Source organism: Vulcanococcus limneticus LL (genome assembly GCF_002252705.1).
Classification (GTDB): Bacteria; Cyanobacteriota; Cyanobacteriia; order PCC-6307; family Cyanobiaceae; genus Vulcanococcus; species Vulcanococcus limneticus.
Map to the genome: position 1 here is coordinate 1 of NZ_NQLA01000016.1, position 24,359 is coordinate 24,359.

Genomic DNA, 24,359 nt, shown 5'->3' on the forward strand with positions numbered 1-24,359 from the left:
TACGGCTGGATCAAACAGGCCGCCGGGTTGCGGCAGCTCAAGGCCAGAGGCCGCACCCGGGTCGGAGCGGTGTTCCGGTTGCATGTGGTGGCCTACAGCCTGATCCGCCTGGCCAACCTGCTCGCTCCACGGGAGGCGGTGGAATGAAACAGGCGGCAAGGGGCGATCGGGGTGGATTTCATGCTCAGCGAGAGGGACAGATGCCAACAGGAATCACCCGATCGGCCGATCGGACTGCCTCAATGGCGACGACCATCGCCGGTGGGATCGGTGGCAGTGCAGTAGCGCTCGGTTCGGGGGCAATTTCAGCAGCCTCCTAGCCAGCCAGAGGATCAGGCAGGGTGACGTACGCACCAAGAGGGCCGTCCCTTGCACATCGGAAGCAGCAAGTAGGGCCAGCCAGGCGTCACCGCAGCCAGTACGTCCTGTTGGCTGTTCACTGGCTGCTGTTTACGGGCTGCTGTTTACTGGCTGCCAGTCGAAGGTCCCGCCTCGATTCAGCACCTCGATCTCGGGTCTTCGAACCGGGCCTGGCACATTGCCACCATCCCTGGCGATAACGGGGTCCACCTCACCCCATGGATCGTGAGCCCGGGCACGACGCGTACCGCCCATCAGCGGAGGATCCTGGGGGCCTCAAGCCGTCGTGCATCACCCCCGGTGCTCCCCTGCCCCCTGATGGATGGGCGCGACCTCCGCAGCCTCAGCCGCCGCTCCCGCGGCCAGCGGGGACCAGTTGCCCCGGTACGCCCAGCAGCCGGCCTGGCGATCCAGGCCGCGATCAGGATTGAGGATCAGGCGGTGAACACCTCATCGCCGTAGCCGATCAGTTCCACCTGATGGCCGTCGGGGTCCCTCACGAACAGCGAGCGACAGCGGGGGCCGTAATCAAAGGCCATCACCTCCTGGCCTCGCCGCTGCAACTCCTGCTCCACCTCTGCCATGCGGTTGTAGGTGACCCGGAACGCCACATGACGCATCGCGATGGTGTTGTGGTCAGGCACCGGGGCTGGACTGGCGGAATCGGCAGGAAACAGGTTCAGATAGGCGCCCGGGCAGACCCGCAGGATGAACGGTGGACCGCTGGGCAGCCCCTGCATCGCCGCCGGCAGGAAGCCCAGCACCTGCTGGTACCAGGCCATTGAGGCCAGGGGATCGCGCACCGTGAGGGCCACATGATCCAGGGCCTCGATCGGCAGGGCATTCACGGGGCTGGCGCAGCCATCGGGAGCGGAGCTCATCAGATCGCGGGGAAGGGAACAGAGAAGGGCCGGCCGTCACACCAGCAAACCGGCGCTGCGCTTCTGGCGCAGCAGGCTGCGCAGGCACAGGGTCATGGCATCGCTGGCCAGCAACAGGTCGCCGCGGCCGTCGAGATCCGGCAGCCGCGGGGTGAGCGTCTCCACCATGCGCTGGTCTTCCGCCATGAATCGATCAACCCGACCGCGGGCATTGGCATCCGCCAGGGGAATGCGCAGGAAGGAGCGGAAATGGCGCCAGAGGTTGAGGGTGCGGCCCTCGTCCAGGGGCACATGCGCCGTGCACAGCGAAATCTGAAAATCGCCGAACACCACCCGCACCAGGGACACATTGGCCAGCCAGAGCTGGATGTGCTGCACACCGCCATCGCCGCCCTCAGCCTCAGTGTTCTCGTCGGTTATGAACAGGCCCCGCAGGCCCCGGCCCTGCTCAGCGCGGTAATGCCGGTCGCGGGGCGCCAACACCCGCTCATAGAGGCTGTCGTCCTTCACCCACTGCTCCTCAGGCATCAGCTGATCGGGAGCAGTCGCCCCAAAGGTGCCGGAGTGCACAAAGGGGGCATGGGTGAGATCCATGAAGGCCTCCAACACCCGCAGCCAGTTGGCCTGCCACTCCACCTGGCCCTCAAGGTTGCGCCAACGGGGATCACCGCCCTCGGGAATCGGGCCCACCGCCGGTAGAGGCGGCAGCGCCTCGGAACTGACCGCGGGCGCCTCGGGATCGCGGGCCCACCACAACCAGAGGAAGCCGTAGGCCTCCCGGCAGGGCACGCCGCGGGTGTGTGCCCGGCGGGGCATCGGTTCGCCGGTGTGCTGGGCAGGGATGCTGGCGCAGTGTCCGTCGGCGCCGAAGCACCAGCCGTGGTAACCACAGGCCAGACGGCCGTCCTGCACCCGGCCGGCACTGAGGGAGGCGCCCTTGTGGGGACAGCGATCCAGCACAGCGGCCACGGCACCGGCACTGTCGCGCCAGAGGGCAAAGCGCTCGCCATGGAGCCGCACCGCCAGGGGTTGCTCGGGCTTCAACGCCGATGCCAGGGCCACGGCGTACCAGGAATCGAGCAGTTGCATGGCAGGTGAGCCCCGGAGGCAGCGCGCATTCGCCAACGAAGCTGTAGCACGGGGACGCCTAGCCCAGATGGGTCTTCCAGCGATCGCCATCGCGGCGAAACCAGCCACGCTGCTGAAGCGCCGCCAGCAGGGCCTGCACCGGCGGGGTGTCCAACCCGCCCTGCCAGTCCTGCTCCAGCAAGGCCTGCAGATCATCGGAACTGAGGCCGCGTCGCAGGCCGCTCTTGAGCAGCCGCCGCAGCTCCGCAGGCTCCAGGGCCAGCAGGCCCGCCATCGACAGGGGACCCATGGGCAGGCTGTCGAGATCGACCGTGGGCACCACCTCAGAGCACCGTTTCCAGCAGGTGGCTGGCCAGGCCGCGCACCTGCTCGCTCCAGGGATGATCGGGATGCATCAGCACGGCAAGGCCGCCGCTGGCCAGGGTGAGCAGATCGTCACTGAGGGGCAGCAGGGCCCCGATCGGAACGCCGTAGCTGCTGGCCACCCGCTCGCGCACCTGCTGAGGATCAAAGAGTTCCGGCAACTTGTTCACCACCATGCGGATGGCCGGCACATCCAGACGCTGAGCCACCTCAATGGCCACTGCAGTGCCCAGGTAGTCCTGGCTGTCTGGACGCATCACCATCAACAGACAATCAGCAATGGCCGTCGAGAGGAGTGTTTCTTCGTTGATCCCTGGATGGGTATCAATCAGCACGAGATCGAGCTTCAGCTTCTCACTGAGGGTAAAGAGCGCATCGTTGAGCTTCTCCACCTCATAGCCCTCGCGCAGCAACCTGGCGATGCGATCGCCATCCATCGCGGCAGGTACCAGCCAGATCTGCCCGTGGGCCTGTTGCACTGACCGAGGTGTCACGTCATGGGCGCACTGCTCAATCGACGCATCGGCCTGCAAATGGTCATTGAGGGTGAACTGACCGGCTGCCGGCGTGAAGCCGAACAGCACGTGAATGCCGGGGGACGCCAGATCAGTGTCGATCACCGCAACACGCTTACCCTTCAGCGCAAAGGCGGCCGCCAGATTGGCTGTGAGATTGGATTTACCCGTGCCGCCCCGGAAGGAATGGATAGCGAGGATGTGGGCCATGCCTTCGGCGGATCGGATGCGGGCCGATCAATGGTAAGGCTACCGTTAGCACGTTGCCCCAGATCTCCGTGAACCTATCCGCTCGTCTGGTGGCCCTTGGGGTGAGCGGACCAATCGTGGGGCTGGCCATCTTCCTGGCCATCTCCAGCAGCATGGTGGTCGATCTCTCCCAGAAGGCCAAGCTGGAGCTCACTGCACTCTTCGAGCAGGACAACCGCACCAACCTGATGCTCACCACGAGCATCATTCAACGGGATGCACGGATTGTCGCCACGCAGTTGCAACGGGATTCCGAGCACCTGGCCACACAGTTGCGCCAGCGGCTGACACTGGCCAGCCATGGCAACCTGCTCTGGGACGGTCAGCCCCTGGCACCCGATTCCGCACCAGAACGCCTCAATCCGGTCCTGGGCCTGCCGCTCACGATTCCCAGCGAAACGGCATCGATCTACAGGCGCACGAACCAGGGCCGCTGGCAACGGCTGGCTGGGATGGACAGCGCCGGCCAGCCGTTGGCGGCCGGGTGGCAACCACCCGCGGCCACCGTGCAGGAGCTGGAGGCCAGGCTGGAGCCGACCAACGGTGGCCTGGAAGCCCGCAACAGCCTGCTGCTGCGGCATGGGGTCTGGCGGATGGCCCGGCTGACGCCGCTCCTGAAACCGGACAGCGGCCGATCGCAGCAACTGATCCTGGCGGTGGGGGTCAGCACGGATGCGGCGAACCGGATTCTGGCCAGGAGCGCCCAGCTGTTCCCGAACAGCACCCATCAGCTGGCCTTCTTCGAGTTCACGCCACAGGGAAGGATCTTCTGCAGCTTCGCCCAGCCCTCCCGCGCCAGCTGCGACACCCTGCGACGCGCCATGCTCAGCAGCGGAGGCATTCCCCGGATCACCGACAGCCACCACGACACCCTGAGCGAGCGTGCCCTGCGGCTCCCCCGTCGGCCGGGCTCACCAGCCCGGCAGGAGCAGCTGGTGCTGGCGAGCTTCCCAGGCTGGAACCGCCTGGCGGTGATCCAGGTGGAGGAATCCCAGCTCAGTCGCACGCTGGCGCCCCTGCGTCAGGCCACGGCACAGATGCTGCTGCTGCTGCTGGCGGCAACGCTGTTGCTGGTTGCCGGCTGTGCAACCGCCGCCTGGCGGATCGCCGCAGGCATCAGGCAGGAACTGCAGCTGTTGGCAGCAGCGGCCGACGGCATCGCCGCCGGCCGCTCTCGCACGCAGCTGCACTACGGCGCTGACGATGCCCTGGGCCGGCTGGTCCAGGCGTTCAACCGCATGGCGGGCGCCGTGGCCGACCGGGAGGATTCACTGCGGGAGCGCATCCGCACCCTGGAGATCGACATCAACGTGCAGACGCTTCAGGGCCAGGTGTGCTCAATTACGGGTAACCCCAGCTTTGACGCCCTCACGCAGAGGGCCCGGGAGATGCGGGAGCGGCGCCGCCGGCAGCTGGCCAGGGAGAACCAGCCGGGCATCAGTTGATTTTCGACAACCGGGGCGGCAGGCTCAGCCGGGCCAGGGGATTGCCCACCTGCTCGATCAGCTGGGGGTCGGGCGCGTAGCTGAGGCCACTGGCCCGGGCCAGACGCACCAGGGCGAGGTTGTAGTCGGTCAGCTGTTCCAGATAGGCGCTCACCGCCTGGGTGAGATCCTGCTGGGCCTGCACCACATCGGTGATGTTCCCGTAGCCGGCGTTGAAACGCAGGGTCTGCAGCTGCAGCGCGTTGCTGGAGGCCTTGACCCGGGCCGAGGCGAGCAGCACGGCGTCCCGTCCCAGCTGGGCCTGGGCGTGGTAGGTCTGCACCTCACGGCGCACCTGGTTGACGGCCGACTGGACATCCGCCTCGGCAGCCTTGGCCCTGCGCAGGGCGGCAGCCGCATTCATGCGTGCCTGGCCGCCATCGAAGCCGGTGAAGGTGATCTGGAGGGCCGTGGAGCCATTCCAGAGATCGGAGCGGGCATCAATCACATAAGGGGGCCCCAGGGAGGTGTAGCCCACACCTTTGGTCCAGTAGAGCGAATTCACCAGGGAGATCGTGGGTCGGTAGACCGCCAGCTCGATCTGTGCCTGGGCTTCATTGATCTTGACGGCAGTGAGCTTCTGCTCGATCACCTTGCGATAGCCCATCGCCGCGGTGATGGTGGCCTCGAGGGGCTGGGTCCAGGAACCCAGGGGGGCGAGGTCGTTGGCGGGCCGAATGGCGACGGCATTGGGGACGTTGAGCAGTTCAGCCAGCTCAGCCTGGGCCACCTGGGCGGTCTGCTGGGCATTGACCAGATTCACCTGGTCGGTCTTGAGCACCGATTCCTGCTTGGCCAGCTCGAGCTTCGAGGACACCCCGAGCTTCACCCGCGATCGGGCCAGGCCAAAGAGAATCTGGTCATTGGCCACAAGCTGCTGGCCGGTGATGATCTTGGCCGCAGCCTGCTGCAGCTTGATGTAGGCCTCCTCCGTGCGCAACCTGTTATCTCGCCTGGCAATCACGAAGGTGTCAACCGCCTGACGCACCTGATACTTGTTCTGCCAGATGGTTGGCGAGCGGGCCGGGTCGAACAGATCCCAATTAATGTTGAATTGATTGAGACTTTGAAAGTAGCTGCTGTTGAAACTGGTGAGCTTGCCGTAGGGACCGGTGGCGGGGGCTCCCACACCCATCAGGGCCCCGGGGTAGTTGTAGTAGGCCCTCTCGCCATACAGCCCACCGGCCAGGCTGGCGTTGATCGTGGGCCACCAACTGGCATAGGCCGCCCCCAGGCTGTTCTGGGTGGCCACCAGCTGTTCGTAGGCCTGGCGCACAACCGGATTGCGACGGTCCGAGAGGTCCACCGCCGTGGTGAGCTCGAGGTTGGCGAGCTGCTGCAGGGGAATCGGTGCGAGCTCGCCCAGCGGCAAGGGCTGACCTGCGGGCCAGCCCACACCGAGACCGTCGACCGCCTTGGTCGAGGGCAGGGGCTCGCGATCCTCGGCCGCGCGCCCGGGCAGCCCGCAGACCAGCAGGCCCAGGGCGACCCACGCAGCCACCCAGTGGTGGGGATGGGGCGACCGGGTCATCGGGCCTGGGCGATCACGTAGGAGAAGGGCAGGTCCAGCAGCTTGCCGGCCTGGGGCACGTAGGCGCGCTTGTTGAACACGTCGTAGTCGTGCCGCTCGATCACATCGAGGATGCCGCGGTAGAGCCGCAGTGACGCCCACACCGGCCAGCGGGCATCGGGCGCCAGCCAGCGCACACCGGCCTCGGAGCGGGCAAACCACTGGCGGGCCCGTTCGAGCTGGAAGGCCATCAGCGCCCGCCAGTTGTCGTTGAGGGTGCCGGCCAGTAGCTCGGCCTCCGAATAGCCGAAGCGTTCCAGGTCTTCCTGGGGCAGGTAGATGCGGCCGCGGCCCCGGTCCTCGCCCACATCCCGCAGGATGTTAGTGAGCTGGTTGGCGATGCCAAGGGCCACCGCGGCCTCGGAGGTGTCGGGGCGCTCGCTCCAGGGCGCTGAGGTGTAGGCGGGATCGAGGCCCATCACCTCCTGGGTCATCAGGCCTACGGTACCGGCAACGCGATAGCAGTAAAGCTCCAGCTCGGCGAAGGTGGCGTAACGGGTCTGGAGTAGGTCCATGCGCTGGCCCTCGATCATGTCGAGGTAGGGCTGCAGGCTCTGGGGGTAGCGCTCGAGTGTGTCCACCATCGCCCGATCAAGGCCATCGCGCACCTGGCCCTCAAACAGCTGGCGGGTGCGCAGCTCCCAGGCATCGAGCCGCGCCGCCAGCTCTTCCACCGGACGCGCCTGGGCTTCGGCGCTGTCCATCAGCTCATCGGTGCGGCGACACCAGACGTAGATGGCCCAGATGGCCCGGCGCTTGGCCGGGGGCATCAGCAGCGTGCCGAGATAGAAGGTCTTGGCCCACTCGGCCGTCTCCTGCCGGCAGGCCTCATAGGCCTCCTCCAGGCTTGGCAGCGCGGCGGATCCGGGCTCCCGCTGGCGGGACGCGGCGGCGGCGGACTGTGCCGTCATTGGGGCAGGGTCGGCACCTGGATCAACCGGGGCAGAGGCCATGGTGGCAGAACGCTGGGTCACGAGGCGGCACGGCGCTGGCGCATGGCCCGGGCCCGCTCGGCCAGGGAGGAAAAGGAAGGATCGCCCAGGATCGAACCCACCTGGCCCTGCACCACGGCGGTGTTGATCTTGATCTCCAGCTCCTTGATCGTGGCCCGCAACTCCGTCTCCCGCCGCGACACGGCCCCGGCCATGCGCTGGAAGGCCGCCAGCAGGGGCGCCACCCGGGGGTCCTCGCGCACATCGGCCGCCATGGACGCCACGAAGCGGTCGGCCTGGCTGAGCTCTCGATCGAGGCGTTGCTGGCTCAGCACCAGAGTCTGGTAGAGCTCCAGTTCCTGGTCCCGCAGGGCCTTCTTCTCCAGGCAGGCGCCGATGCGGGCCCGCAGCAGGGTGGCGTTGAAGGGCTTGGGCAGGTAGTCCTCGGCGCCGGCCTCAATGCAGCGCACCACGCTGGAGAGGTCGTCGAGGGCGCTGATCATGATCACCGGCAGATGGCGCAGCTCCTCGTCGGCCTTGAGCCGCAGCAGGGTGCCATAGCCATCCAGGCGCGGCATCATCACGTCCAGCAACACCAGATCGAAGCGCTGCTGGCGCACCTTCTCCAGTACCTCCACGCCGTCGACGGCCGTGGTGACGCTGTGGCCCTGGCGGACCAGGCGGCTGGCCAGCATGTCGCGGTTGAGCGGGTCGTCGTCCACCGCCAGGATGCGGCCGTGGCGGGGGGCCGGCTCGGATGCCTGGGGCTGGGGATCGGGCGCGGCTGGGGCATCGGGCAGCTCGCCGGGCGGCTGCGATGGGGCCCCGGCCGCGGGGAGCTGGCGAGCGGGTGGGGCGGCTCCGGGAGCCGGCAGCGGAACCAGCTGCAGCCGGGTGCGGATCAGGCCCACCAGCGTGGCGGCCGCCTGCTGGATGTGGCGCAGATCGGCCACTGCGGCCGGGTGCTCCTCAGCAGCCTCCTCCTCGAGCAGTTCGCTGTAGCCGATGATCTGGTTGAGGGGCGTCAGCAGGTCATGGCGCAGGGAGGCGAGTTCCTGGGCGGGATCCGGGGCGCCAGGGGCCTCTGATCCTGGCGGCGGGCTCGCAGCGGGGGCGGCACCCGAAGGGGGGGGGACAGGATGCATCGCTCAGCTGTCCACCGCGATGCCGCAGCGCTGCAGCTGGGCCTGGATCTTCTCCAGCAACCGGGCCAGATCCACGGGCTTGGTGTCGTAGTCGTCGCAGCCGGCGGCCAGGCAGCGATCCCGGTCCTCCGCCATGGCATGGGCCGTCAGGCCGATCACCGGGATGGCGGCGGTGGTCGCATCGGCCTTGAGGCGCCGTGTGGCCTCCCAGCCATCGATCACCGGCAGGCTCATGTCCATCAGGATCAGGGCCGGGGCCTGGGCCTGGGCTGCCTCCAGCGACTCGGCTCCATCCACTGCCATCACCACCTCGAAGCCCTTGCGCGTCAGCCGCCGGGACAGCATGTCCCGATTCATCTCGTTGTCCTCGACGAGCAGGATGCGAACCATCGCAGCGGCGGGAGCAGTCAGGATTTTCGCCTCACAATGGCATCAATCTGAGCGAGCAGAGAGGTGCCGGTGACGCGTCCCTTGCTGATCACATCGCTCACCCGACCGTTGAGCCGGGCTTGATCATCCGGGCTGAGGCTCTTGGCCGTGAGCACGATCACGGGAATGGCGGCGGCGATGGGGTTGCGGCGCAGCTGATCGACGAACTCCAGGCCATCCATTTCCGGCATCATCAGATCGAGCAGGATCAGGGCCGGCCGACTGATGGCGATCCGATCCAGGGCCTCGCGCCCGTTGCAGGCCCGCTCCACGCTCCAGCCCGCTTTCCCCAGCAGGCGCCGCAGCAGCTCGGCGTTGGCGTCGTCGTCCTCCACCACCAGCACCTGGCCCAGCTGGGAATCGCCTGTGAGCCGGCCGAGCAGCTGCTCCAGCTTGGGCCAGTCCACCGGCTTGGTGAGGCAGTCGGTGGCCCCCATGGCCACCCCCAGCTCGCGGTTGTCGAGCATCGTCATCATCACCACAGGGATCAGGGCCAGTTCCGGATCCGCCTTGAGGCTGGCCAGCACCGCCCAGCCGTCCATCCCCGGCATCATCACGTCGAGGGTGATCAGATCGGGACGCAGGCGGCGGGCCAGGGCCAGGCCCTCCGCCCCATCGCCGGCCAGCTCCACCTGGAAGCCCTCGCGCACCAGAAAGCGACGGATCAGCTCGCGGGCATCGGCGTCATCGTCGATGGCAAGCACGGTGCCCCGGGGCGGGACGGCGGGGATGGGCAGCGGCGGGTCCAGGGCCGATCCCCCCGGCTCCGCTGTCGCCGAAGCGGTGGGGTCGGCCCCAGCGAAAAGCTCCGGGGCCGATCCCACCGCGATCGTCCCCGCCGTGGTCGCGCCGGCGGCGGCCATGGCGGCGGCAGCGGCGGGGGCGGCAGCGGGCGTGGCGACTGGATCGGCCTCGGCCTCGGCCTCGGGCGTCACCCGACGCGGCAGCTCCAGGGTGAAGGTGCTGCCTCGGCCGGGCTCACTGGCCACGGTGATGTCCCCGCCCATCTGGCGGCTGAACTGGCGGCTGATTGCCAGGCCGAGCCCGGTGCCGCCGTAGCGGCGGGTGGTGCTGCTGTCGGCCTGGCTGAAGCTCTGGAACAGCCGCCCCATCTGCTCCTCGCTCATGCCGATGCCCGTATCGGCCACCGCGATGCGCAGGCGCTCGTCGGGACCGGAGCCCACGGCGCTCACGGTGATCGTGATCCGGCCGTGGTCAGTGAACTTGCTGGCGTTGCTGAGCAAGTTGAGCAGACACTGGCGCACCTTGGTGAGATCGGCGTGCACACTGCCGATGTCAGCGGGGCACTCCACATCCAGCCGATTGCCGTTCTGAGCCAGCAGCGGCTGGACGGTGCTGACCACCTCCACCAGGGTGGCGGCAAGGTCGAAGTCCTCGAGGTAGAGGGTCATCTTGCCCGCCTCGATCTTGGAGAGATCGAGCACGTCGTTGATCAGACCGAGCAGATGCTTGCCGGCGGCATAGATCTTGCGCAGATCCGGCACGAACTCCTCGGGCTCAAGATCCTCCGCTTCCTCGATCAACATCTCGCTGTAGCCGATGATCGCGTTCATCGGTGTGCGCAGCTCGTGGCTCATGTTGGCCAGAAAGGCGCTCTTGGCCTGATTGGCCTCCTCCGCCTCCTGGCGCGCGATCTGGGCCGACGCCCGCTCGGACTCGGCCCGTAGCCGCGCCACCTCGTCGTCGATCAGGGCCTTGGAGAGCCGCTGGCTGAACCACCAGGAGAGGGCCAGCACGGCCCCAATCATCACGAACAGCAGGCCGAGCAGGCCACCGGTGAGCTGCACGGTGAGCCGATCGATGTCCGGCAGATAGGTGGCAGAGAGGATCTGGAATCGCCAGGGCGCGAAGGTCTGGCGCGTCAGCGCGTAGCCCTTGGGGACCTCAGGACCGGAAGCCGGGGATGCCGGCACGGCACCTGAGGGCTGGACGGACTTCAACAGGGCGTCAACCTGTCCCAGGGGCACATGGGCGGAGTGGAAACGACGCATCCCACGGGCATCAAGCAGGGCCACAAAGCCACGGTCGAGGATGCGGGAGTCGTTCACGGAGCGGCCAATCACCGCCAGGGTGTCGATCCGGTATCCGGTATACCAGGCGCCAATCACCGCGCCGGAGCTGTCGCGGATCGGCTCATAGCTGGTGAAGTAGGGCTCGCCGAAGATCTCGGCCACGCCAGTGAAACTGCGGCCCGAGCGCAGGGCCACGATCGCCTCACCGAGGGGGTTGAGCTCGGTGCCGATGGCGCGCTGGCCATCAATCTGGCGCACGGTGGTCGCCACGCGGATGAAGCGGTCCCCCCGCCGCACGAACAGGGTGGCGGTTCCGCCCATCCGCGCCACCACGGCATCCACGATCCCGGAGGTCCCATCCAGCGTGGTCTCACCAAATCGCAACTCGGGAACCAGCTCGGCGCCGATCCGCCGGCGAGCTGGCCCCAGGGAGGGCTCTCCCAGGCTGAGAGTATCGGCCTGGAGAACCCGAAGCGCCGCCCGGGTGAGCTGGCGGTAGATGGTGTCGGTGACCAGCAGCTGGCTGGCCAGGTTGTCGCCCACCGCCTTGACCCTCTGGGCCGCGAAGGCCTGCACGGTGCTGCGCAGCTGCAGCATGCTGAACACGGCGGTGCCAACCAACAGTCCAGCAACGACCCCGAACCAGATCAGGGTGCCGCGAAGAACGCGGCGCTCGATGGCGCGGGCATCAACGCCCAGGGCGCCGGGTTCGCTCACACCCCGACCGGCGTGCGTTCCGCCTGGTGCGCCGCCACGGCGGATCCGGCCACGGCCTCGGCGCACTGCTTGCCGCTCAGGACCGCCCCCTCCATCGAGGCCAGATAACGCTGCATCGTGTAGCAACCGGCCAGGAAGAAGTTGGCGATCGGGCTGGCCTGGTCGGGCCGCAGCTGTTGGCAACCGGGCACGGTCTTGTAGACCGAGAGGGGCGTCTTGACGACGATCGCCTTGCGCAGCTGGGCCTGGTCGTCGCCGGTGAAGTGCATCGGGAACAGACGCTTCAGCTCCTCCAGGGTGGCGGCCACGATCTCGTCGTCGCTGCGGCCGATCCAGTCCTTGGCGGGGGCGAACACCAGCTCCAGCATCGAGCGGTTGGGGTCTTCATACTCCCGGCAGGTGTTGCTCATGTCGGCGTACACGCTGAGCAGCGGACTGCGGCTGAACAGCAGGTGATCGATCTCGGTGAGCTTGCGATCAAACCAGAGGTGGATGTTGATCACGGGCACGCCGTTGAGCCCATCGAGCTTCTGGAAGTAGGGGATCGGCTTCCAGGCCGCAGGAATCAGCAGCTTGAAGGGATCCACCGGCATGGCGCTCACGTAGGCATCGGCCGTGAGGGTGTAGCCCTCCTTGCCCTTGATGCCGCCGATGCGGAAGCCGCTCACCGTGCCATCGGCGTTCAGTTCGATCTCCCGCAGGGGTGAATCCAGGTGCACCTCGCCGCCGCGGGCCGTCACGTAGTCGACGATCGGCTGGCAGAGGCGCTGGGGCGGGTTGCCATCGAGGAAGGCCATCTTCGAACCGTCGCTCTCCTGGAGGAAGCGGTTGAGGGCCGTGAGCACCACCGTGCTGGAGATCTCATCGGGATCAATGAAGTTCAGCGCCTTGGCCATGGCGATGAACACCTCATCATTGACCCGATCGGGGATGTTGTGCAGCTTGAGCCACTCGCTCCAGGAATACTGGTCACACTCCTCCACATAGGACTGACCCCGCAGCATCGCCGGCACCAGACCCAGGCCGAAGGCGATCTTCTCCGGCCAGGTGAGCATGTCGTTGTTGCCCAGGATCGCCGCTACGCCGTTGAAGGGGGCGGGGATGTCGGGGAAGTCGAAGCGGCTGTAGGTGCCAGGGGCCTCCTTCTGGTTGAAGATCATCGAGTGGGATTTCCACTGCAGACGGTCTTCGATGTCCAGCTCCTTGAACAGCTGGCGCATGTTGCGGTAGGCGCCGAAGAAGATATGCAGACCGGTCTCGTACCAGTCGCCCTCCTCGTCCTGCCAGGCGGCCACCTTGCCGCCCAGCACGTCCCGGGCCTCCACCACGATCGGGGTGTGACCGGCGTCGCAGAGGTACTTGGCGCAGGCCAGACCGGCCAGCCCGGCTCCTGCAATGGCGACGCGCATGGCACACCCGAAAACCAGAGGCAACCTTAAGAGCCCCGCTCCCGCCGCCGAGAGGCTGGGCCGGGCGGGGGGTTCGCCGCCCCTGGGCCGGGATGGGGCGGAGAGGCCGCGGGGAGAACGGCTGCGCCGGACCGGAGCGGGTCGCACTGTTCCTAAAGTCGGTCCACGCCCCATCCGGGCCCGCCCGACGCGCCAGCCCTGGCGAACGCCGGCGCCCCCGGGCTCCGGCACCTTCCCGGTGAGACTTCCGACCCCATGGCCGACACCCTGATCAAGTCCACCACCCGCCACATCCGCCTGTTCACGGCGCGGGTGGAGAACGGCCAGCTGGTTGCCGATGCCGGCCAGCTCACCCTGGATGTGGATCCGGACAACGAATTCCTCTGGGACCCCGCCACCCTCACCAAGGTGCAGGAGCGCTTTCGCGAGCTGGTGGACGCCCAGGCCGGCGCCGACCTGACCGACTACACGATCCGGCGCATCGGCTCGGAACTGGAGGGCTTCCTGCGCGAGCTGCTGCAGGCCGGCGAGCTGCGCTACAACCCGGATGCGCGGGTGCTGAACTACTCGATGGGCCTGCCCCAGGCCCCCCAATCGGCATGACCCGCTCCCGTTACGGCGACGGCGGCCGCGGCCCCCGCGAGGGCCGCTACGACGCCCCTGCCAACGACCGCTACGCCACAGCCCGCGGCGGCCGCTCCAGCGACCGGGACTACGACAGCCGCTACGACGCCCCCCGGGACGCCGGCCGCAGGCCCGCTGCGGGTGGTCCGGGCGGTGGTCCGGGGGGGGGAGGCGGCCCGGGCGGCGGCGGACCCTTCAAGTTCAACGTGGCCACAATCGCGGTGCTGGCCGGCGTGCTGGTGGTTGGAATCGGCATCGGCACCGCCCTCTCCAGCACCACCCAGGGTGACCAGGGCAACATCGCCAGCTCCCAGCAGCTGGACATGGCCGTGCCCGATCCGGAGTTCTGCCGCCAGTGGGGCGCCAGCGCCTTCGTGATGGACGTGGAGCTGTACACCACGATGAACCCAAGCAGCAGCTTCGTGACCCAGCCCCAGCTCAAGCCGGGCTGCGTGATCCGGCGGGAGAACTGGAGCGTGCTCCAGAAGGAGGGCGCCGTGACCGCCGAACAGATGCGCCAGTGCAAGCAGCGCATGAACACCTTCGCCTACGTGGGCTCCGTGAAGGACAAGCCGATCGTGCGCTGCGTGTACCAGACCGACATCAGTGAGAACAAGTTCCTCACCAGAGGCGTGGCCGACGACACCGTGGGCGTGACCCCCGAAGCCGACCAGTTCTGAGCCCGCTTCGGCGGCTCAGGCCCCCGCCGAAGCGGGCTCGCCGCCCGAGGAGCCTGACCCCGCTGCGGCCTGCTGCAACGGCCGCCGCAGCGGGCTGTCCGGGCTGGCAAACACGGGCAGGATCTCGCGGCGGAAGGCATCGGCGGCCCGGGAGCAGTAGCGAGCCGGGTGGGTGATCAGCTTGAGCTGGCGCCGCACCGAGAGATCCGCCAGGGCCGGGCGGTGCAGGCTCCCGGCCGCCAGTTCCCGCTCGATCGATACCACCGGCAGGAAGGCTGCCCCCAGCCCGCTCTGCACCGCATTCTTGATCGCCTCGAAGGAGTTGAGCTCCATCTCGATCTTGAGCCGACCCACGTCCAGCCCCGAGCGGGCCAGCAGCTGGTCCACCATCTTGCGGGTGGTGGACTGGGCATCGAGGCAGACGAAGCCCAGCCTGTAGAGATCGTCCTTGCTGAGCTCCGGCAGTCGGGCCAAGGGGTGCTTCACCGGCAGCACCAGGGCCAGCTCGTCGCTGGCATAGGGCACCACCTGCAGCAGCTCATTCAGATCGGCCGGCAACTCGCCGCCGATAATCGCCAGGTCAACCTGGCCGTTGGCCACGCTCCAGCCGGTGCGGCGGGTGCTGTGCACCTGCAGCTGCACCGCCACATCCGGATACTTCTGGCGGAACAGGCCGATCATGCGCGGCATCAAGTAGGTGCCGGTGGTCTGGCTGGCGCCCACGATCAGGGAGCCGCCGCGCAGGTTGTGCAGATCCTCCAGGGCCCGGCAGGCCTCCTGGCACTGGCTGAGGATCCGGTCGCAGTAGCTGAGCAGCAGGTGGCCGGCCTCGGTGAGCTGGGCCTTGCGGCCACCCCGGTCGAACAGCGACACACTCAACTGCTTCTCCAGGTTCTGGATCTGCAGGCTCACCGCCGGCTGGGTGACGTAGAGGCTGTCGGCGGCTTTCTTGAAGCTGCCCTCGCTGGCAATGGCCCGCAGGATGCGCAGCTGGTCGAGGGTGAACGGCAGATCGGCCATGGATCCCGTCGGGGCAGCACCGTCTGGAAATTGGAACTGTAGGCATGGATGCCGTGTCGCCAGAATCGCGGCCTCCGCATCCCGTCATGGCCGACCCGCACCTGCACCACAGCAGCCTGGTGATGCTGGGCCTGCTGCTGGCCTTCGCCCTGGTGCACAGCGGCGGCGCCTCGCTGCGGGCCTGGGGGGCCGAGCGCATCGGCGAGCGGGCCTGGCGGCTGCTGTTCGCCGGCGTCAGCATCCCGTCGGCCGTGGTGGTGATCGGCTACTTCCTGGCCCACCGCTACGACGGGATCCGCCTCTGGAACCTGCAGGACCAACCCTGGATCATCCCGGTGGTCTGGACCGGCACGGCCATCAGCTTCCTGTTCCTCTATCCGGCCACCTACAACCTGCTGGAGATTCCGGCGCTGCTCAAGCCCCAGGTGCGGCTCTACGCCACCGGCATCATCCGGGTGAGCCGCCACCCCCAGGCCGTCGGCCAGATCCTCTGGTGTGCCACCCACCTGCTCTGGATCGGCAGCAGCTTCATGGTGGCGGCCTGCATCGGCCTGATCGGCCACCACCTGTTCGCGGTGTGGAACGGCGACCGGCGCCTGCGCAACCGCTTCGGGGCGGCCTTCGAGGAGCTGAAGGCCAGCACCTCGGTGATCCCCTTCCTGGCAGTGCTGGACGGGCGGCAGCAGCTGGTGCTCTCGGAATTCCTGCGGCCGGCCCAGCTGGGCATCGCCATCGCCGTTGCCGTGTTCTGGTGGGCGCACCGCTTCATCGGCCTCGGGGCCACGACCTTTGCGCGCACCGGCCTGGCCCACTGGCTGGGCTGAGGACGCGCCAGGGCAGGGCGCGCGTCACAAGCCCGCCACAGGAGCTGGGGCGCCCCAAAGGGCTGCCTACACTCCGGGGGACTGCCTCCCTCCCGGATGCCCCCAGCCGCCGAACTCGCCTGGTTGATTCCGGTCCTGCCCCTGGCGGGGGCCTGCCTCGTTGGACTGGGGCTGATCAGCTTCAACCGCACCATCAACCGCCTGCGCAAGCCGGTGGCCCTCTTGCTGATCACGTGCGTCGGTGCCGCGGCGGTCCTCAGCTACGCCGTGCTGGCGGAACAGCTGGCGGGGGCCGGCCCCACGGAGGTGCTGTTCAACTGGGCCAGCGCTGGCAGCTTCAACCTGCAGATGGGCTTCCGCGTCGATGCCCTCGGCGCGGTGATGCTCTCGCTCGTGACCACTATCGCCGTGCTGGTGATGGTGTATTCCGATGGCTACATGGCCCACGACAAGGGCTATGTGCGCTTTTTCACCTACCTGGCCCTGTTCAGCAGCTCGATGCTGGGGCTGGTGATCAGCCCGAACCTGCTCGAGATCTACGTGTTCTGGGAGCTGGTGGGCATGTGCTCCTACCTGCTGGTGGGCTTCTGGTACGACCGCGACGGCGCCGCCAACGCGGCCCAGAAGGCCTTCGTGGTGAACCGGGTGGGCGACTTCGGCCTGCTGCTGGGGATCCTGGGCCTGTTCTGGGCCACCGGCAGTTTCGGCTTTGAGGAGATCGGCGCCCGGCTGAGTGAGGCCGTGGCCGACGGCAGCCTCAGCAACGGCGCGGCGGTGCTGCTCTGCCTGCTGGTGTTCATGGGCCCGATGGCCAAATCGGCCCAGTTCCCGCTGCACGTGTGGCTGCCTGACGCCATGGAGGGCCCCACGCCGATCTCGGCCCTGATCCACGCCGCCACGATGGTGGCCGCCGGCGTGTTCCTGGTGGCCCGGCTTCAGCCGGTCTACGTGCCCTTCCCCGAGGTGCAGACGGTGATCGCCGTGGTGGGCACGATCACCCTGGTGCTGGGCGCCTCGATCGCCCTCACCCAGCAGGACCTCAAAAAGGGCCTGGCTTACAGCACCGTGAGCCAGCTCGGCTACATGATGCTGGCCATGGGCTGCGGGGCCCCGGTGGCCGGGATGTTCCACCTGGTGACCCACGCCTTCTTCAAGGCAATGCTGTTCCTGGGCTCGGGCTCGGTGATCCACGCCATGGAGGAGGTGGTGGGCCATGAGCCCGTGCTCGCCCAGGACATGCGCCTGATGGGCGGCCTGCGCCGCTACATGCCCGTGACCGCCACCACCTTCTTCATCGGCTGCGTGGCGATCAGCGGCATCCCACCCCTGGCCGGCTTCTGGAGCAAGGACGAGATCCTCGGCGTGGCCTTCGGCCACTTCCCGCTGCTCTGGGCCGCCGGCTTTGCCACCGCGGGCCTCACGGCCTTCTACATGTTCCGCCTCTACTTCCTCACCTTCGAGGGCAGCTTCCGCGGCACCGACAAGGCCGTCCAGGCCCAGCTGCTGGCCGCCGCCGGCAAGGGCAGCAGCTCGGGCGAGCACGGCGACGACCACGGCCACGCCCACGCCGAGCACCCCCACGAGTCGGGCTGGCAGATGGCCGCACCCCTGGTGGTGCTGGCCGTGCCCTCGGTGCTGATCGGCCTGCTGGGCACCCCCTGGAACAGCCGCTTCGCCGCCCTGCTCGATCCCCGTGAGGCCGCCGAGGCGGCCGAGCACTTCAGCTGGGGCGAATTCCTGCCCCTGGCTGGCGCCTCGGTGGGAATCTCGCTGCTAGGAATCAGCGTGGCCGTGCTGGCCTACGCCCTGCACAAGCTGGATCTCTCCACGGCCGTGGCAGCCCGCTTCCCGGCCGTGAACGCCTTCCTGGCCAACAAGTGGTATTTGGATGCCATCAACGACAAGCTCTTCGTGCAGGGAAGCCGCAAGCTGGCCCGCCAGGTGCTGGAGGTGGATTCCAAGGTGGTGGACGGCGTGGTGAACCTCACCGGCCTGGTGACCCTGGGCAGCGGCGAGGGTCTCAAGTACTTCGAGACCGGCCGGGCCCAGTTCTATGCCTTGATCGTGTTCGGAGGCGTGATCGCCCTGGTGGTGCTGTTCGGCGTGCTGGGCTGAGCCACAACGCTCTGTGTGACATCGACCACCGGCCCAGTTCCAGGCGGGCCGGCATTTCTACACTCCGCCCAGACCATCGGGCCTGTCTGTGTTCTTCGACTTCGCGGTGTTCCCGGCGGTGGCGTGCCTGGCCGCTGCAAGCGCCGCTCCGGGAGCCGCCCCTTCCTCGGCTGCGGATTTCCCGTGGCTGAGCGCCTCGATCCTGTTCCCGATCGCCGCCGCCCTGCTAATCCCCTTCGTGCCCGACAAGGGCGACGGCAAGCAGGTGCGCTGGTTCGCCCTGGGGGTGTCGCTCATCACCTTCCTGATCACGGTGGGCGCCTACCTCAACGGCTACGACCCGAGCGTCGAGGGGCTGCAGCTCGTGGAACGCGTGCAGTGGTTGCCCAACCTCGGCCTGGCCTGGTCGGTGGGGGCCGATGGCCTGTCGATGCCGCTGATCCTGCTCACGAGCTTCATCACAGCCCTGGCGGCCCTGGCGGCCTGGCCCGTGAGCTTCAAACCGCGGCTCTTCTATTTCCTGCTGCTGGCGATGGATGGCGGCCAGATCGCCGTGTTCGCGGTGCAGGACATGCTGCTGTTCTTCCTGGCCTGGGAGCTGGAGCTGCTGCCGGTGTACTTGCTGCTGGCCATCTGGGGGGCCAAGAAGCGCCAGTACGCCGCCACCAAATTCATCCTCTACACAGCCGGCGGCTCGGTGTTCATCCTGCTGGCGGCCCTGGCGATGGCCTTCTACGGCGGCGGCACCCCGAACTTCGAGTTCACGGCCCTGATGGCCAAGGAGTTCCCGCTCAAATTCCAGCTGCTGGCCTACGCCGGCCTGTTGATCGCCTTCGGGGTGAAGCTTCCGATCGTGCCGCTGCACACCTGGCTGCCGGACGCCCACGGCGAGGCCACCGCGCCGGTGCACATGCTGCTGGCGGGCATCCTGCTCAAGATGGGTGGCTACGCCCTGCTGCGCTTCAACGTGCAGCTGCTGCCCGAGGCCCACGCCCAGTTCGCACCGCTGCTGGTGGTGCTCGGGGTGGTGAACATCATCTACGCCGCACTCACCTCCTTCGCCCAGCGGAACCTGAAGCGCAAGATCGCCTACAGCTCGATCAGCCATATGGGCTTCGTTCTGATCGGCATCGGCAGCTTCAGCGCCCTGGGCACCAGCGGGGCGATGCTGCAGATGGTGAGCCACGGCTTGATCGGCGCCAGCCTGTTCTTCCTGGTGGGTGCCACCTACGACCGCACCCACACCCTGCAGCTCGATGAGATGGGCGGTGTGGGGCAGAAGATGCGCAAGATGTTCGCCCTCTGGACCATCTGCTCGCTGGCATCGCTGGCCCTGCCGGGCATGAGCGGCTTCGTGAGCGAGCTGATGGTGTTCGTGGGCTTCGCCACCAGCGAGGCCTATGCCCTCAGCTTCCGCATCGTGATGGCCGTGCTGGCGGCAGTCGGGGTGATCCTCACGCCGATCTACCTGCTCTCGATGCTGCGGGAGATCTTCTTTGGCAAGGAGAACGCCGAGCTGGCCGCCCACACCCACCTGGTGGATGCCGAACCCCGCGAGATCTACGTGATCAGCTGCCTGCTGGTGCCGATCATCGGCATCGGCCTCTACCCGCGCCTTGTGACCGACAGCTACCGCGCCTCGATCGAAGCCCTGGTGCAGCGGGAACTGACGGCCCTGGACCGGCCCGTGGGCAGCCCACCCGGAGGCCTGATCCGCCGCTCCCCGCTGGGCGAGCTGCTGCCACCCGCGCTGCTGCAGGCCCCCTCCCTCCTGCCAGCACCAGTCCCGGCCCTGGGCTGACACCCGGGGTGAACCGGCGCCCCGATCGCGAGGGGCCCAGACCCGGTCCTCCAAGGCGGCGCTTGCGCAACTGGGAACAGCTCCGTACGCTCTCCACTCAGACCGACCTTGCGGCCCCTACCCTTCCCTGAACGGCGATGCGACAGCTGAATTTTCTGCTGATCTTCAGCTTCAGCCTTGCGATGGTGATGTTCACCCTGGAGAACACCGCCGCCACCACGGTGAAGTTTTTGCCGGGCGTGTCCACCACCCTGCCGCTGGCCGTGGTGCTCTTGCTGGTGGGCGGCATCGGCGCCACGGCTGCCTGGGTGTTCGCCGTCTGGGCCGGGGTGGTGAAGCAGGTGGAGAGCCTCAACAACCCCAGCGAGGTGGAGGCCCAGCAGGTTCGTATCCGCGAGCTCGAGGAGGACGTGCAGCGCTACCGGGCCGCCGTGGATGCCCAACTGGGCCTGCTGCCACCCGCCGGCGAGAGCTCGGCCCCCCAGACCAGCGGCAACGGATGACGGGATGTCGGGATGACCGCGGAGCGAAACACCGCTGTGCGAGTGTTCGCCAAGCATCCCCACTGATCACCCCGCTGGCGCCTTGGGGGCTGGTCTGGGCCGGCTGAAGCCGGTAAGTTGCAAGAAGTCTGCGGAATCCCGTGTCGGAAGGGGGCGCCAGGCTGGCTATCCGCCTGCTGCAGGATGCGGCCCTGCGTGGAGATCTGGATCCCTGGGACGTGGATGTGATCGCCGTGGTGGACGGCTTCCTCGACCAGCTGCGCCAGCGCATCAGCCTGCCCCGGCTGGTGGTGCACAACGGGGCGGGCGGCGGCGGCAGCTTCGAGCAGGACCTGGCCGAAACCAGCGAGGCCTTCCTGGCCGCCTCGGTGCTCGTGAGCCTCAAGGCCGAGGTACTTGAGGCCCGCACCTTTCCCCCGGAAGCAGCCTTTGAGGAGGAGTCCGGCGAACTGGAGCCCGCGTGGGCCGGCGGGGAGGTGATCGAGCTGCCCAGCCGGCCCGAGCGACACCTGCGCCGTCGGCTGGTGGCCCCGCCGCCCCTGCAGCGCCCGGTGACCCTTGGGGAACTGATCCGCCAATTGGAGGAGATCGCGGAGCGGCTGGATCAGGAGGAGGCCCGGCCCCGCCAGCGCCAGCGCAGCCGGCGCTTCAGCGACCGGGCCGTGATCGAGCAGGTGGTGGCCCTGGCCCACCGCGAGAAGCTGCCCGAGACCACCGCCGCCCTGGGCCGCTACCTGCTCCAGCACCCCGACAGCCTCGACTGGCTGGGCTTCGACGCCCTGGTGGAGGGCTGGTCGGAGGTGGCCCCGGCGGACCTGGACTGTGATCGCGTGGGGGTGTTCTGGGCCCTGCTGTTCCTCAGTTCCCAGGGCAAGGTGGCCCTGGAGCAGAGCGGCGGGCTTTACGGGCCGCTGCGCCTCAGGCGGCTGGCCGAGGCGGACGAGGGCCCCTCGCCGCCCTTGGCTGCGGCCACAGGGCCAGCTCCGGGGCCGGCTCGGCCGGCGCTGGTGGCCTAGAGCGGTTGACTAGGGTTGCCCTATCCAGACCCTCTCACCACGGAAGACAGCGCCGATGAAGGCGATGATCCTGGCGGCCGGCAAGGGAACGCGGGTGCGTCCGATCACGCACACCACGCCCAAACCGATGATCCCGATCCTGCAGAAGCCCGTGATGGAGTTTCTGTTGGAGCTGCTGCGCCAACACGGTTTCACCGAGATCATGGTGAACGTGTCCCATCTGGCGGAGGAGATCGAGAATTACTTCCGCGATGGCCAGCGCTTCGGCGTGGAGATCGCCTACAGCTTTGAGGGTCGCATCGAGGATGGCGAACTGATCGGTGAGGCTGTGGGTTCGGCGGGTGGCATCAAGAAGATTCAGAACTTCCAGCCGTTCTTCGACGACACCTTCGTGGTGCTCTGTGGCGATGCTCTGATTGATCTCGACCTCAGCGAGGCCGTGCGGCGACATCGCGAGAAGGGCGCCATGGCCAGCCTGATCACCAAGCGGGTGCCTCGCGACCAGGTGAGCAGCTACGGCGTGGTGGTGACAGATGGGGACGGAAGGGTGCTCTCCTTCCAGGAGAAGCCGGCGGTGGATGAGGCCGCCAGCGACATGATCAACACCGGTATCTACATCTTCGAGCCACAAGTGCTCGACTTCATCCCCACGGGTGTGCCCTTCGACATTGGCTCGGACCTGTTCCCACTCCTAGTGGAGGCCGGGGCGCCCTTCTACGCCCTGCCGATGGAATTCGAGTGGGTGGACATCGGCAAGGTACCCGATTACTGGCAGGCAATCCGCAGTGTGCTGGATGGTCAGGTGCGCCAGGTGCAGATCCCCGGCAAGCAGGTGCGCCCCGGCATCTATACCGGTCTCAACGTGGCCGCCAACTGGGACAAGATCAACGTGCAGGGCCCTATCTACGTGGGCGGCATGACCAAGATCGAAGACGGAGCCACGATCATCGGCCCGGCAATGATCGGCCCCAGCTGTCACATCTGTGAGGGAGCCACGATCGACAACTCGATCATCTTCGACTACTCGCGCATTGGCCCCGGCGTGCGGCTGGTGGAAAAATTGGTGTATGGCCGCTACTGCGTGGACCGCAACGGCGACCATTTCGACCTGCAGGAAGCAGCCCTCGACTGGCTGATTACCGACGTGCGCCGCCATGATCACGCGGCCCCCTCGCCCCAGCAGAAGGCGATGGCCGAACTGCTCGGCACCGACCTGGCCATCAGCGGCTCCTGATCCGGCTGATCGTGCTGGGCGGGGCGGCCTCTTGTCCCCTGCCTCAGGCCGGTATCCCCAGGGCCCCGACCCCGGCGCGCTCCAGGATCAGCGGGATGCGCTCTTCCGCCTTCACCGCCATCAGGTGCACCCCCTGGGCAATGCCGGCGTAGGCCGCAACCTGCTCGGCGGCGATACTGATGCCCTCGTCGGCGGGGTTGGCGGCGGCGGCGAGCCGATCGATCACGGCCTGGGGGATGCAGGCGCCGGGCACCACCCGGTTGATGAAGGCCGCGTTCCTGGCCGACTTGAGCAGGAACACCCCCGCCAGCACCGGCAGCCCCAGGGGTGCGGCCAGCTCCTCCACAAACCGGCGCAGACGCACGGCATCCATCACCATCTGGGTCTGCAGGAAGCGGGCACCAGCGGCCTGCTTGCGGGCAAGGCGGCGCTGCAAGCCAATCCAGCTGGGAGAGTGGGGGTCAGCTGCCGCTCCTGCGAACAGGTCGGTGGGGCCATCGGGCAGGACCCCCTGCACCGGATCGGCCCCCCGGTTGAAGTCGCTCACCTGCTGCAGCAGCCGCACCGCCTCCAGCTCGTTCACCGGCCGGGCGCCGGGCTGATCCCCGGCGCGCACCGGATCGCCGGTGAGGCAGAGCAGGTTGCGGATGCCGAGGGCATGGGCGCCGAGCAGGTCGGCCTGGAGGGCGATGCGGTTACGGTCGCGGCAGGCCAGCTGCAGCACCGGCTCGATACCAGCATCCAGCAGCAGGCGGCAGAGGGCCAGGCTGCTCATCCGCATCACGGCGCGGCTGCCATCGGTCACGTTCACGGCATGCACCAGACCCCGCAGCCGGCGGGCATGGGCGAGGGCGGCGGACACGTCGGCTCCGCGGGGGGGCATCACCTCCGCAGTGATGGCGAACTGCCCCGCCTCCAATGCCTGTTTCAGCCGCAAGATGCCGTGCTTTCGAATCGGCCCATCATCGGCCAGCACGGTGACGGCCTGGACGGTGACGCTCTGGACGGTGACGCCGAGGACGGATCCTTGCCGAGACGGCGCAGGGGCGATTGCGCTGCGTACAGTGCAGCCACAGCTCCAGGAGCCGCGATGTCAGAGCTGGGCGAACTCGGACACCCCCGCTCCGCCCTCTCGGAGCGCGAACTGGAGATCATCGAGCTGGTGGCCCAGGGCCTGACCAACCAGGAGATCGCCCAGGCGCTGATGATCAGCAAGCGCACCGTGGACAACCACGTGAGCAACGTGTTCACCAAGACCGGCGCCAAGAACCGGGTGGCCCTGCTCAACTGGGCCCTGGACAACGGCAAGATCTGCCGCGACGGGGTCAACTGCTGCAGCCTGCCCCAGCCCAATGGCCAGGGCTGA

General features: G+C 67.8%; 22 protein-coding genes and 1 pseudogene. 11 read left to right on the forward strand and 12 right to left on the reverse strand.

What is annotated here, in order from left to right; translation table 11 throughout:
* Window positions 1-147: pseudogene (locus CJZ98_RS08430) on the forward strand (IS5/IS1182 family transposase); the annotation flags it as partial.
* Between the two features lie 647 nt (window positions 148-794).
* Here CJZ98_RS08430 and CJZ98_RS08435 read toward each other — a convergent pair.
* The 4 genes from CJZ98_RS08435 to CJZ98_RS08445 are packed head-to-tail and all read right to left on the reverse strand — an operon-like array spanning window position 795 to window position 3,418.
* Window positions 795-1,241 carry a VOC family protein gene (locus tag CJZ98_RS08435; RefSeq protein WP_094590329.1) on the reverse strand — a complete coding sequence of 149 codons (447 nt, stop codon included), beginning with the start codon at window positions 1,239-1,241 and terminating at the stop codon, window positions 795-797.
* 36 nt (window positions 1,242-1,277) lie between these two features.
* Window positions 1,278-2,330, reverse strand: coding sequence for an aromatic ring-hydroxylating dioxygenase subunit alpha (locus CJZ98_RS08440; RefSeq protein ID WP_157910925.1), 1,053 nt, complete (start codon window positions 2,328-2,330; stop codon window positions 1,278-1,280).
* A 58-nt stretch (window positions 2,331-2,388) separates the two neighbouring features.
* Window positions 2,389-2,619 (reverse strand): hypothetical protein, encoded by a 231-nt coding sequence (locus tag CJZ98_RS18255; protein WP_198537614.1) that lies wholly within the window; start codon window positions 2,617-2,619, stop codon window positions 2,389-2,391.
* 34 nt (window positions 2,620-2,653) lie between these two features.
* Window positions 2,654-3,418 (reverse strand): MinD/ParA family ATP-binding protein, encoded by a 765-nt coding sequence (locus CJZ98_RS08445; RefSeq protein ID WP_094590333.1) that lies wholly within the window; start codon window positions 3,416-3,418, stop codon window positions 2,654-2,656.
* A 68-nt stretch (window positions 3,419-3,486) separates the two neighbouring features.
* Between CJZ98_RS08445 and CJZ98_RS08450 the strand changes: the two genes are divergently transcribed.
* Window positions 3,487-4,902: a hypothetical protein gene (locus CJZ98_RS08450; RefSeq protein ID WP_157910927.1), complete on the forward strand. Its 1,416-nt coding sequence runs from the start codon at window positions 3,487-3,489 to the stop codon at window positions 4,900-4,902.
* Here the strand turns inward: CJZ98_RS08450 and CJZ98_RS08455 are convergent.
* The 6 genes from CJZ98_RS08455 to pds are packed head-to-tail and all read right to left on the reverse strand — an operon-like array spanning window position 4,895 to window position 13,176.
* The gene (locus CJZ98_RS08455; protein WP_094590337.1) at window positions 4,895-6,472 is read right to left on the reverse strand and encodes a TolC family protein; all 1,578 of its coding nucleotides are present in this window, start codon (window positions 6,470-6,472) and stop codon (window positions 4,895-4,897) included. The two genes, CJZ98_RS08450 and CJZ98_RS08455, sit on opposite strands and share 8 nt — an antisense overlap.
* A complete protein-coding gene (locus tag CJZ98_RS08460) occupies window positions 6,469-7,422 on the reverse strand; it encodes a phytoene synthase (RefSeq protein WP_094590339.1) in 954 nt (317 codons plus the stop codon). The genes CJZ98_RS08455 and CJZ98_RS08460 overlap by 4 nt, the downstream gene beginning before the upstream one ends.
* A gap of 59 nt (window positions 7,423-7,481) precedes the next feature.
* The gene (locus CJZ98_RS08465) at window positions 7,482-8,588 is read right to left on the reverse strand and encodes a response regulator (protein WP_094590341.1); all 1,107 of its coding nucleotides are present in this window, start codon (window positions 8,586-8,588) and stop codon (window positions 7,482-7,484) included.
* A gap of 3 nt (window positions 8,589-8,591) precedes the next feature.
* A complete protein-coding gene (locus CJZ98_RS08470; protein WP_094590343.1) occupies window positions 8,592-8,978 on the reverse strand; it encodes a response regulator in 387 nt (128 codons plus the stop codon).
* A 17-nt stretch (window positions 8,979-8,995) separates the two neighbouring features.
* Window positions 8,996-11,767, reverse strand: coding sequence for a response regulator (locus CJZ98_RS08475; RefSeq protein WP_157910928.1), 2,772 nt, complete (start codon window positions 11,765-11,767; stop codon window positions 8,996-8,998).
* Window positions 11,764-13,176 (reverse strand): 15-cis-phytoene desaturase, encoded by a 1,413-nt coding sequence (gene pds, locus CJZ98_RS08480; protein WP_094590347.1) that lies wholly within the window; start codon window positions 13,174-13,176, stop codon window positions 11,764-11,766. Before pds ends, CJZ98_RS08475 begins: the two co-directional genes overlap by 4 nt.
* 255 nt (window positions 13,177-13,431) lie before the next feature.
* Here pds and CJZ98_RS08485 point away from each other — a divergent pair, with 255 nt between their 5' ends.
* Complete coding sequence (locus tag CJZ98_RS08485; protein WP_094590349.1) at window positions 13,432-13,779, forward strand: NAD(P)H-quinone oxidoreductase subunit M; 348 nt, start codon at window positions 13,432-13,434, stop codon at window positions 13,777-13,779.
* Complete coding sequence (locus tag CJZ98_RS08490; protein ID WP_094590351.1) at window positions 13,776-14,480, forward strand: DUF3172 domain-containing protein; 705 nt, start codon at window positions 13,776-13,778, stop codon at window positions 14,478-14,480. Before CJZ98_RS08485 ends, CJZ98_RS08490 begins: the two co-directional genes overlap by 4 nt.
* Window positions 14,481-14,495: 15 nt before the next feature.
* On the opposite strand, the gene CJZ98_RS08495 is transcribed toward CJZ98_RS08490, so the two are convergent.
* Window positions 14,496-15,500 (reverse strand): LysR family transcriptional regulator, encoded by a 1,005-nt coding sequence (locus tag CJZ98_RS08495; RefSeq protein ID WP_094590353.1) that lies wholly within the window; start codon window positions 15,498-15,500, stop codon window positions 14,496-14,498.
* A gap of 86 nt (window positions 15,501-15,586) precedes the next feature.
* On the opposite strand from CJZ98_RS08495, the gene CJZ98_RS08500 reads away from it, so the two are divergent.
* The 6 genes from CJZ98_RS08500 (at window position 15,587) to CJZ98_RS08525 (ending at window position 22,993) form a co-directional block, all read left to right on the forward strand.
* Entirely contained in the window at window positions 15,587-16,324 is a 738-nt protein-coding gene (locus CJZ98_RS08500) for an NnrU family protein (protein WP_094590355.1), read from the forward strand.
* A gap of 96 nt (window positions 16,325-16,420) precedes the next feature.
* Window positions 16,421-18,439 carry an NAD(P)H-quinone oxidoreductase subunit 5 gene (locus CJZ98_RS08505; protein WP_094590357.1) on the forward strand — a complete coding sequence of 673 codons (2,019 nt, stop codon included), beginning with the start codon at window positions 16,421-16,423 and terminating at the stop codon, window positions 18,437-18,439.
* Window positions 18,440-18,557: 118 nt separating this feature from the next.
* A complete protein-coding gene (locus CJZ98_RS08510) occupies window positions 18,558-20,240 on the forward strand; it encodes an NAD(P)H-quinone oxidoreductase subunit 4 (protein WP_094590427.1) in 1,683 nt (560 codons plus the stop codon).
* A 137-nt stretch (window positions 20,241-20,377) separates the two neighbouring features.
* Window positions 20,378-20,743, forward strand: coding sequence for a lipopolysaccharide assembly protein LapA domain-containing protein (locus CJZ98_RS08515; RefSeq protein ID WP_094590359.1), 366 nt, complete (start codon window positions 20,378-20,380; stop codon window positions 20,741-20,743).
* Window positions 20,744-20,883: 140 nt separating this feature from the next.
* Complete coding sequence (locus CJZ98_RS08520) at window positions 20,884-21,759, forward strand: segregation/condensation protein A (RefSeq protein ID WP_094590361.1); 876 nt, start codon at window positions 20,884-20,886, stop codon at window positions 21,757-21,759.
* Between the two features lie 55 nt (window positions 21,760-21,814).
* A complete protein-coding gene (locus CJZ98_RS08525) occupies window positions 21,815-22,993 on the forward strand; it encodes a nucleotidyltransferase family protein (protein ID WP_094590363.1) in 1,179 nt (392 codons plus the stop codon).
* A 43-nt stretch (window positions 22,994-23,036) separates the two neighbouring features.
* Here the strand turns inward: CJZ98_RS08525 and CJZ98_RS08530 are convergent, their stop codons facing one another.
* Entirely contained in the window at window positions 23,037-23,930 is an 894-nt protein-coding gene (locus CJZ98_RS08530; protein ID WP_094590429.1) for a methylenetetrahydrofolate reductase, read from the reverse strand.
* 153 nt (window positions 23,931-24,083) lie between these two features.
* On the opposite strand from CJZ98_RS08530, the gene pedR reads away from it, so the two are divergent.
* Window positions 24,084-24,359 (forward strand): photosynthetic electron transport-dependent transcriptional regulator PedR, encoded by a 276-nt coding sequence (gene pedR / locus CJZ98_RS08535; RefSeq protein WP_094590364.1) that lies wholly within the window; start codon window positions 24,084-24,086, stop codon window positions 24,357-24,359.

What these genes read in the sequence shown, in the direction of transcription:
- CJZ98_RS08445 (WP_094590333.1), bottom strand. Translation starts at nt 3,418, where the DNA reads ATGGCCCACATCCTCGCTATCCATTCCTTCCGGGGCGGCACGGGTAAA.
- CJZ98_RS08485 (WP_094590349.1), top strand. Translation starts at nt 13,432, where the DNA reads ATGGCCGACACCCTGATCAAGTCCACCACCCGCCACATCCGCCTGTTC.
- pedR (WP_094590364.1), top strand. Translation starts at nt 24,084, where the DNA reads ATGTCAGAGCTGGGCGAACTCGGACACCCCCGCTCCGCCCTCTCGGAG.
- pds (WP_094590347.1), bottom strand. Translation starts at nt 13,176, where the DNA reads ATGCGCGTCGCCATTGCAGGAGCCGGGCTGGCCGGTCTGGCCTGCGCC.
- CJZ98_RS08470 (WP_094590343.1), bottom strand. Translation starts at nt 8,978, where the DNA reads ATGGTTCGCATCCTGCTCGTCGAGGACAACGAGATGAATCGGGACATG.
- CJZ98_RS08495 (WP_094590353.1), bottom strand. Translation starts at nt 15,500, where the DNA reads ATGGCCGATCTGCCGTTCACCCTCGACCAGCTGCGCATCCTGCGGGCC.
- CJZ98_RS08465 (WP_094590341.1), bottom strand. Translation starts at nt 8,588, where the DNA reads ATGCATCCTGTCCCCCCCCCTTCGGGTGCCGCCCCCGCTGCGAGCCCG.
- CJZ98_RS18255 (WP_198537614.1), bottom strand. Translation starts at nt 2,619, where the DNA reads ATGGGTCCCCTGTCGATGGCGGGCCTGCTGGCCCTGGAGCCTGCGGAG.
- CJZ98_RS08455 (WP_094590337.1), bottom strand. Translation starts at nt 6,472, where the DNA reads ATGACCCGGTCGCCCCATCCCCACCACTGGGTGGCTGCGTGGGTCGCC.
- CJZ98_RS08515 (WP_094590359.1), top strand. Translation starts at nt 20,378, where the DNA reads ATGCGACAGCTGAATTTTCTGCTGATCTTCAGCTTCAGCCTTGCGATG.
- CJZ98_RS08500 (WP_094590355.1), top strand. Translation starts at nt 15,587, where the DNA reads ATGGCCGACCCGCACCTGCACCACAGCAGCCTGGTGATGCTGGGCCTG.
- CJZ98_RS08490 (WP_094590351.1), top strand. Translation starts at nt 13,776, where the DNA reads ATGACCCGCTCCCGTTACGGCGACGGCGGCCGCGGCCCCCGCGAGGGC.
- CJZ98_RS08460 (WP_094590339.1), bottom strand. Translation starts at nt 7,422, where the DNA reads ATGACGGCACAGTCCGCCGCCGCCGCGTCCCGCCAGCGGGAGCCCGGA.
- CJZ98_RS08435 (WP_094590329.1), bottom strand. Translation starts at nt 1,241, where the DNA reads ATGAGCTCCGCTCCCGATGGCTGCGCCAGCCCCGTGAATGCCCTGCCG.
- CJZ98_RS08440 (WP_157910925.1), bottom strand. Translation starts at nt 2,330, where the DNA reads ATGCAACTGCTCGATTCCTGGTACGCCGTGGCCCTGGCATCGGCGTTG.
- CJZ98_RS08505 (WP_094590357.1), top strand. Translation starts at nt 16,421, where the DNA reads ATGCCCCCAGCCGCCGAACTCGCCTGGTTGATTCCGGTCCTGCCCCTG.
- CJZ98_RS08525 (WP_094590363.1), top strand. Translation starts at nt 21,815, where the DNA reads ATGAAGGCGATGATCCTGGCGGCCGGCAAGGGAACGCGGGTGCGTCCG.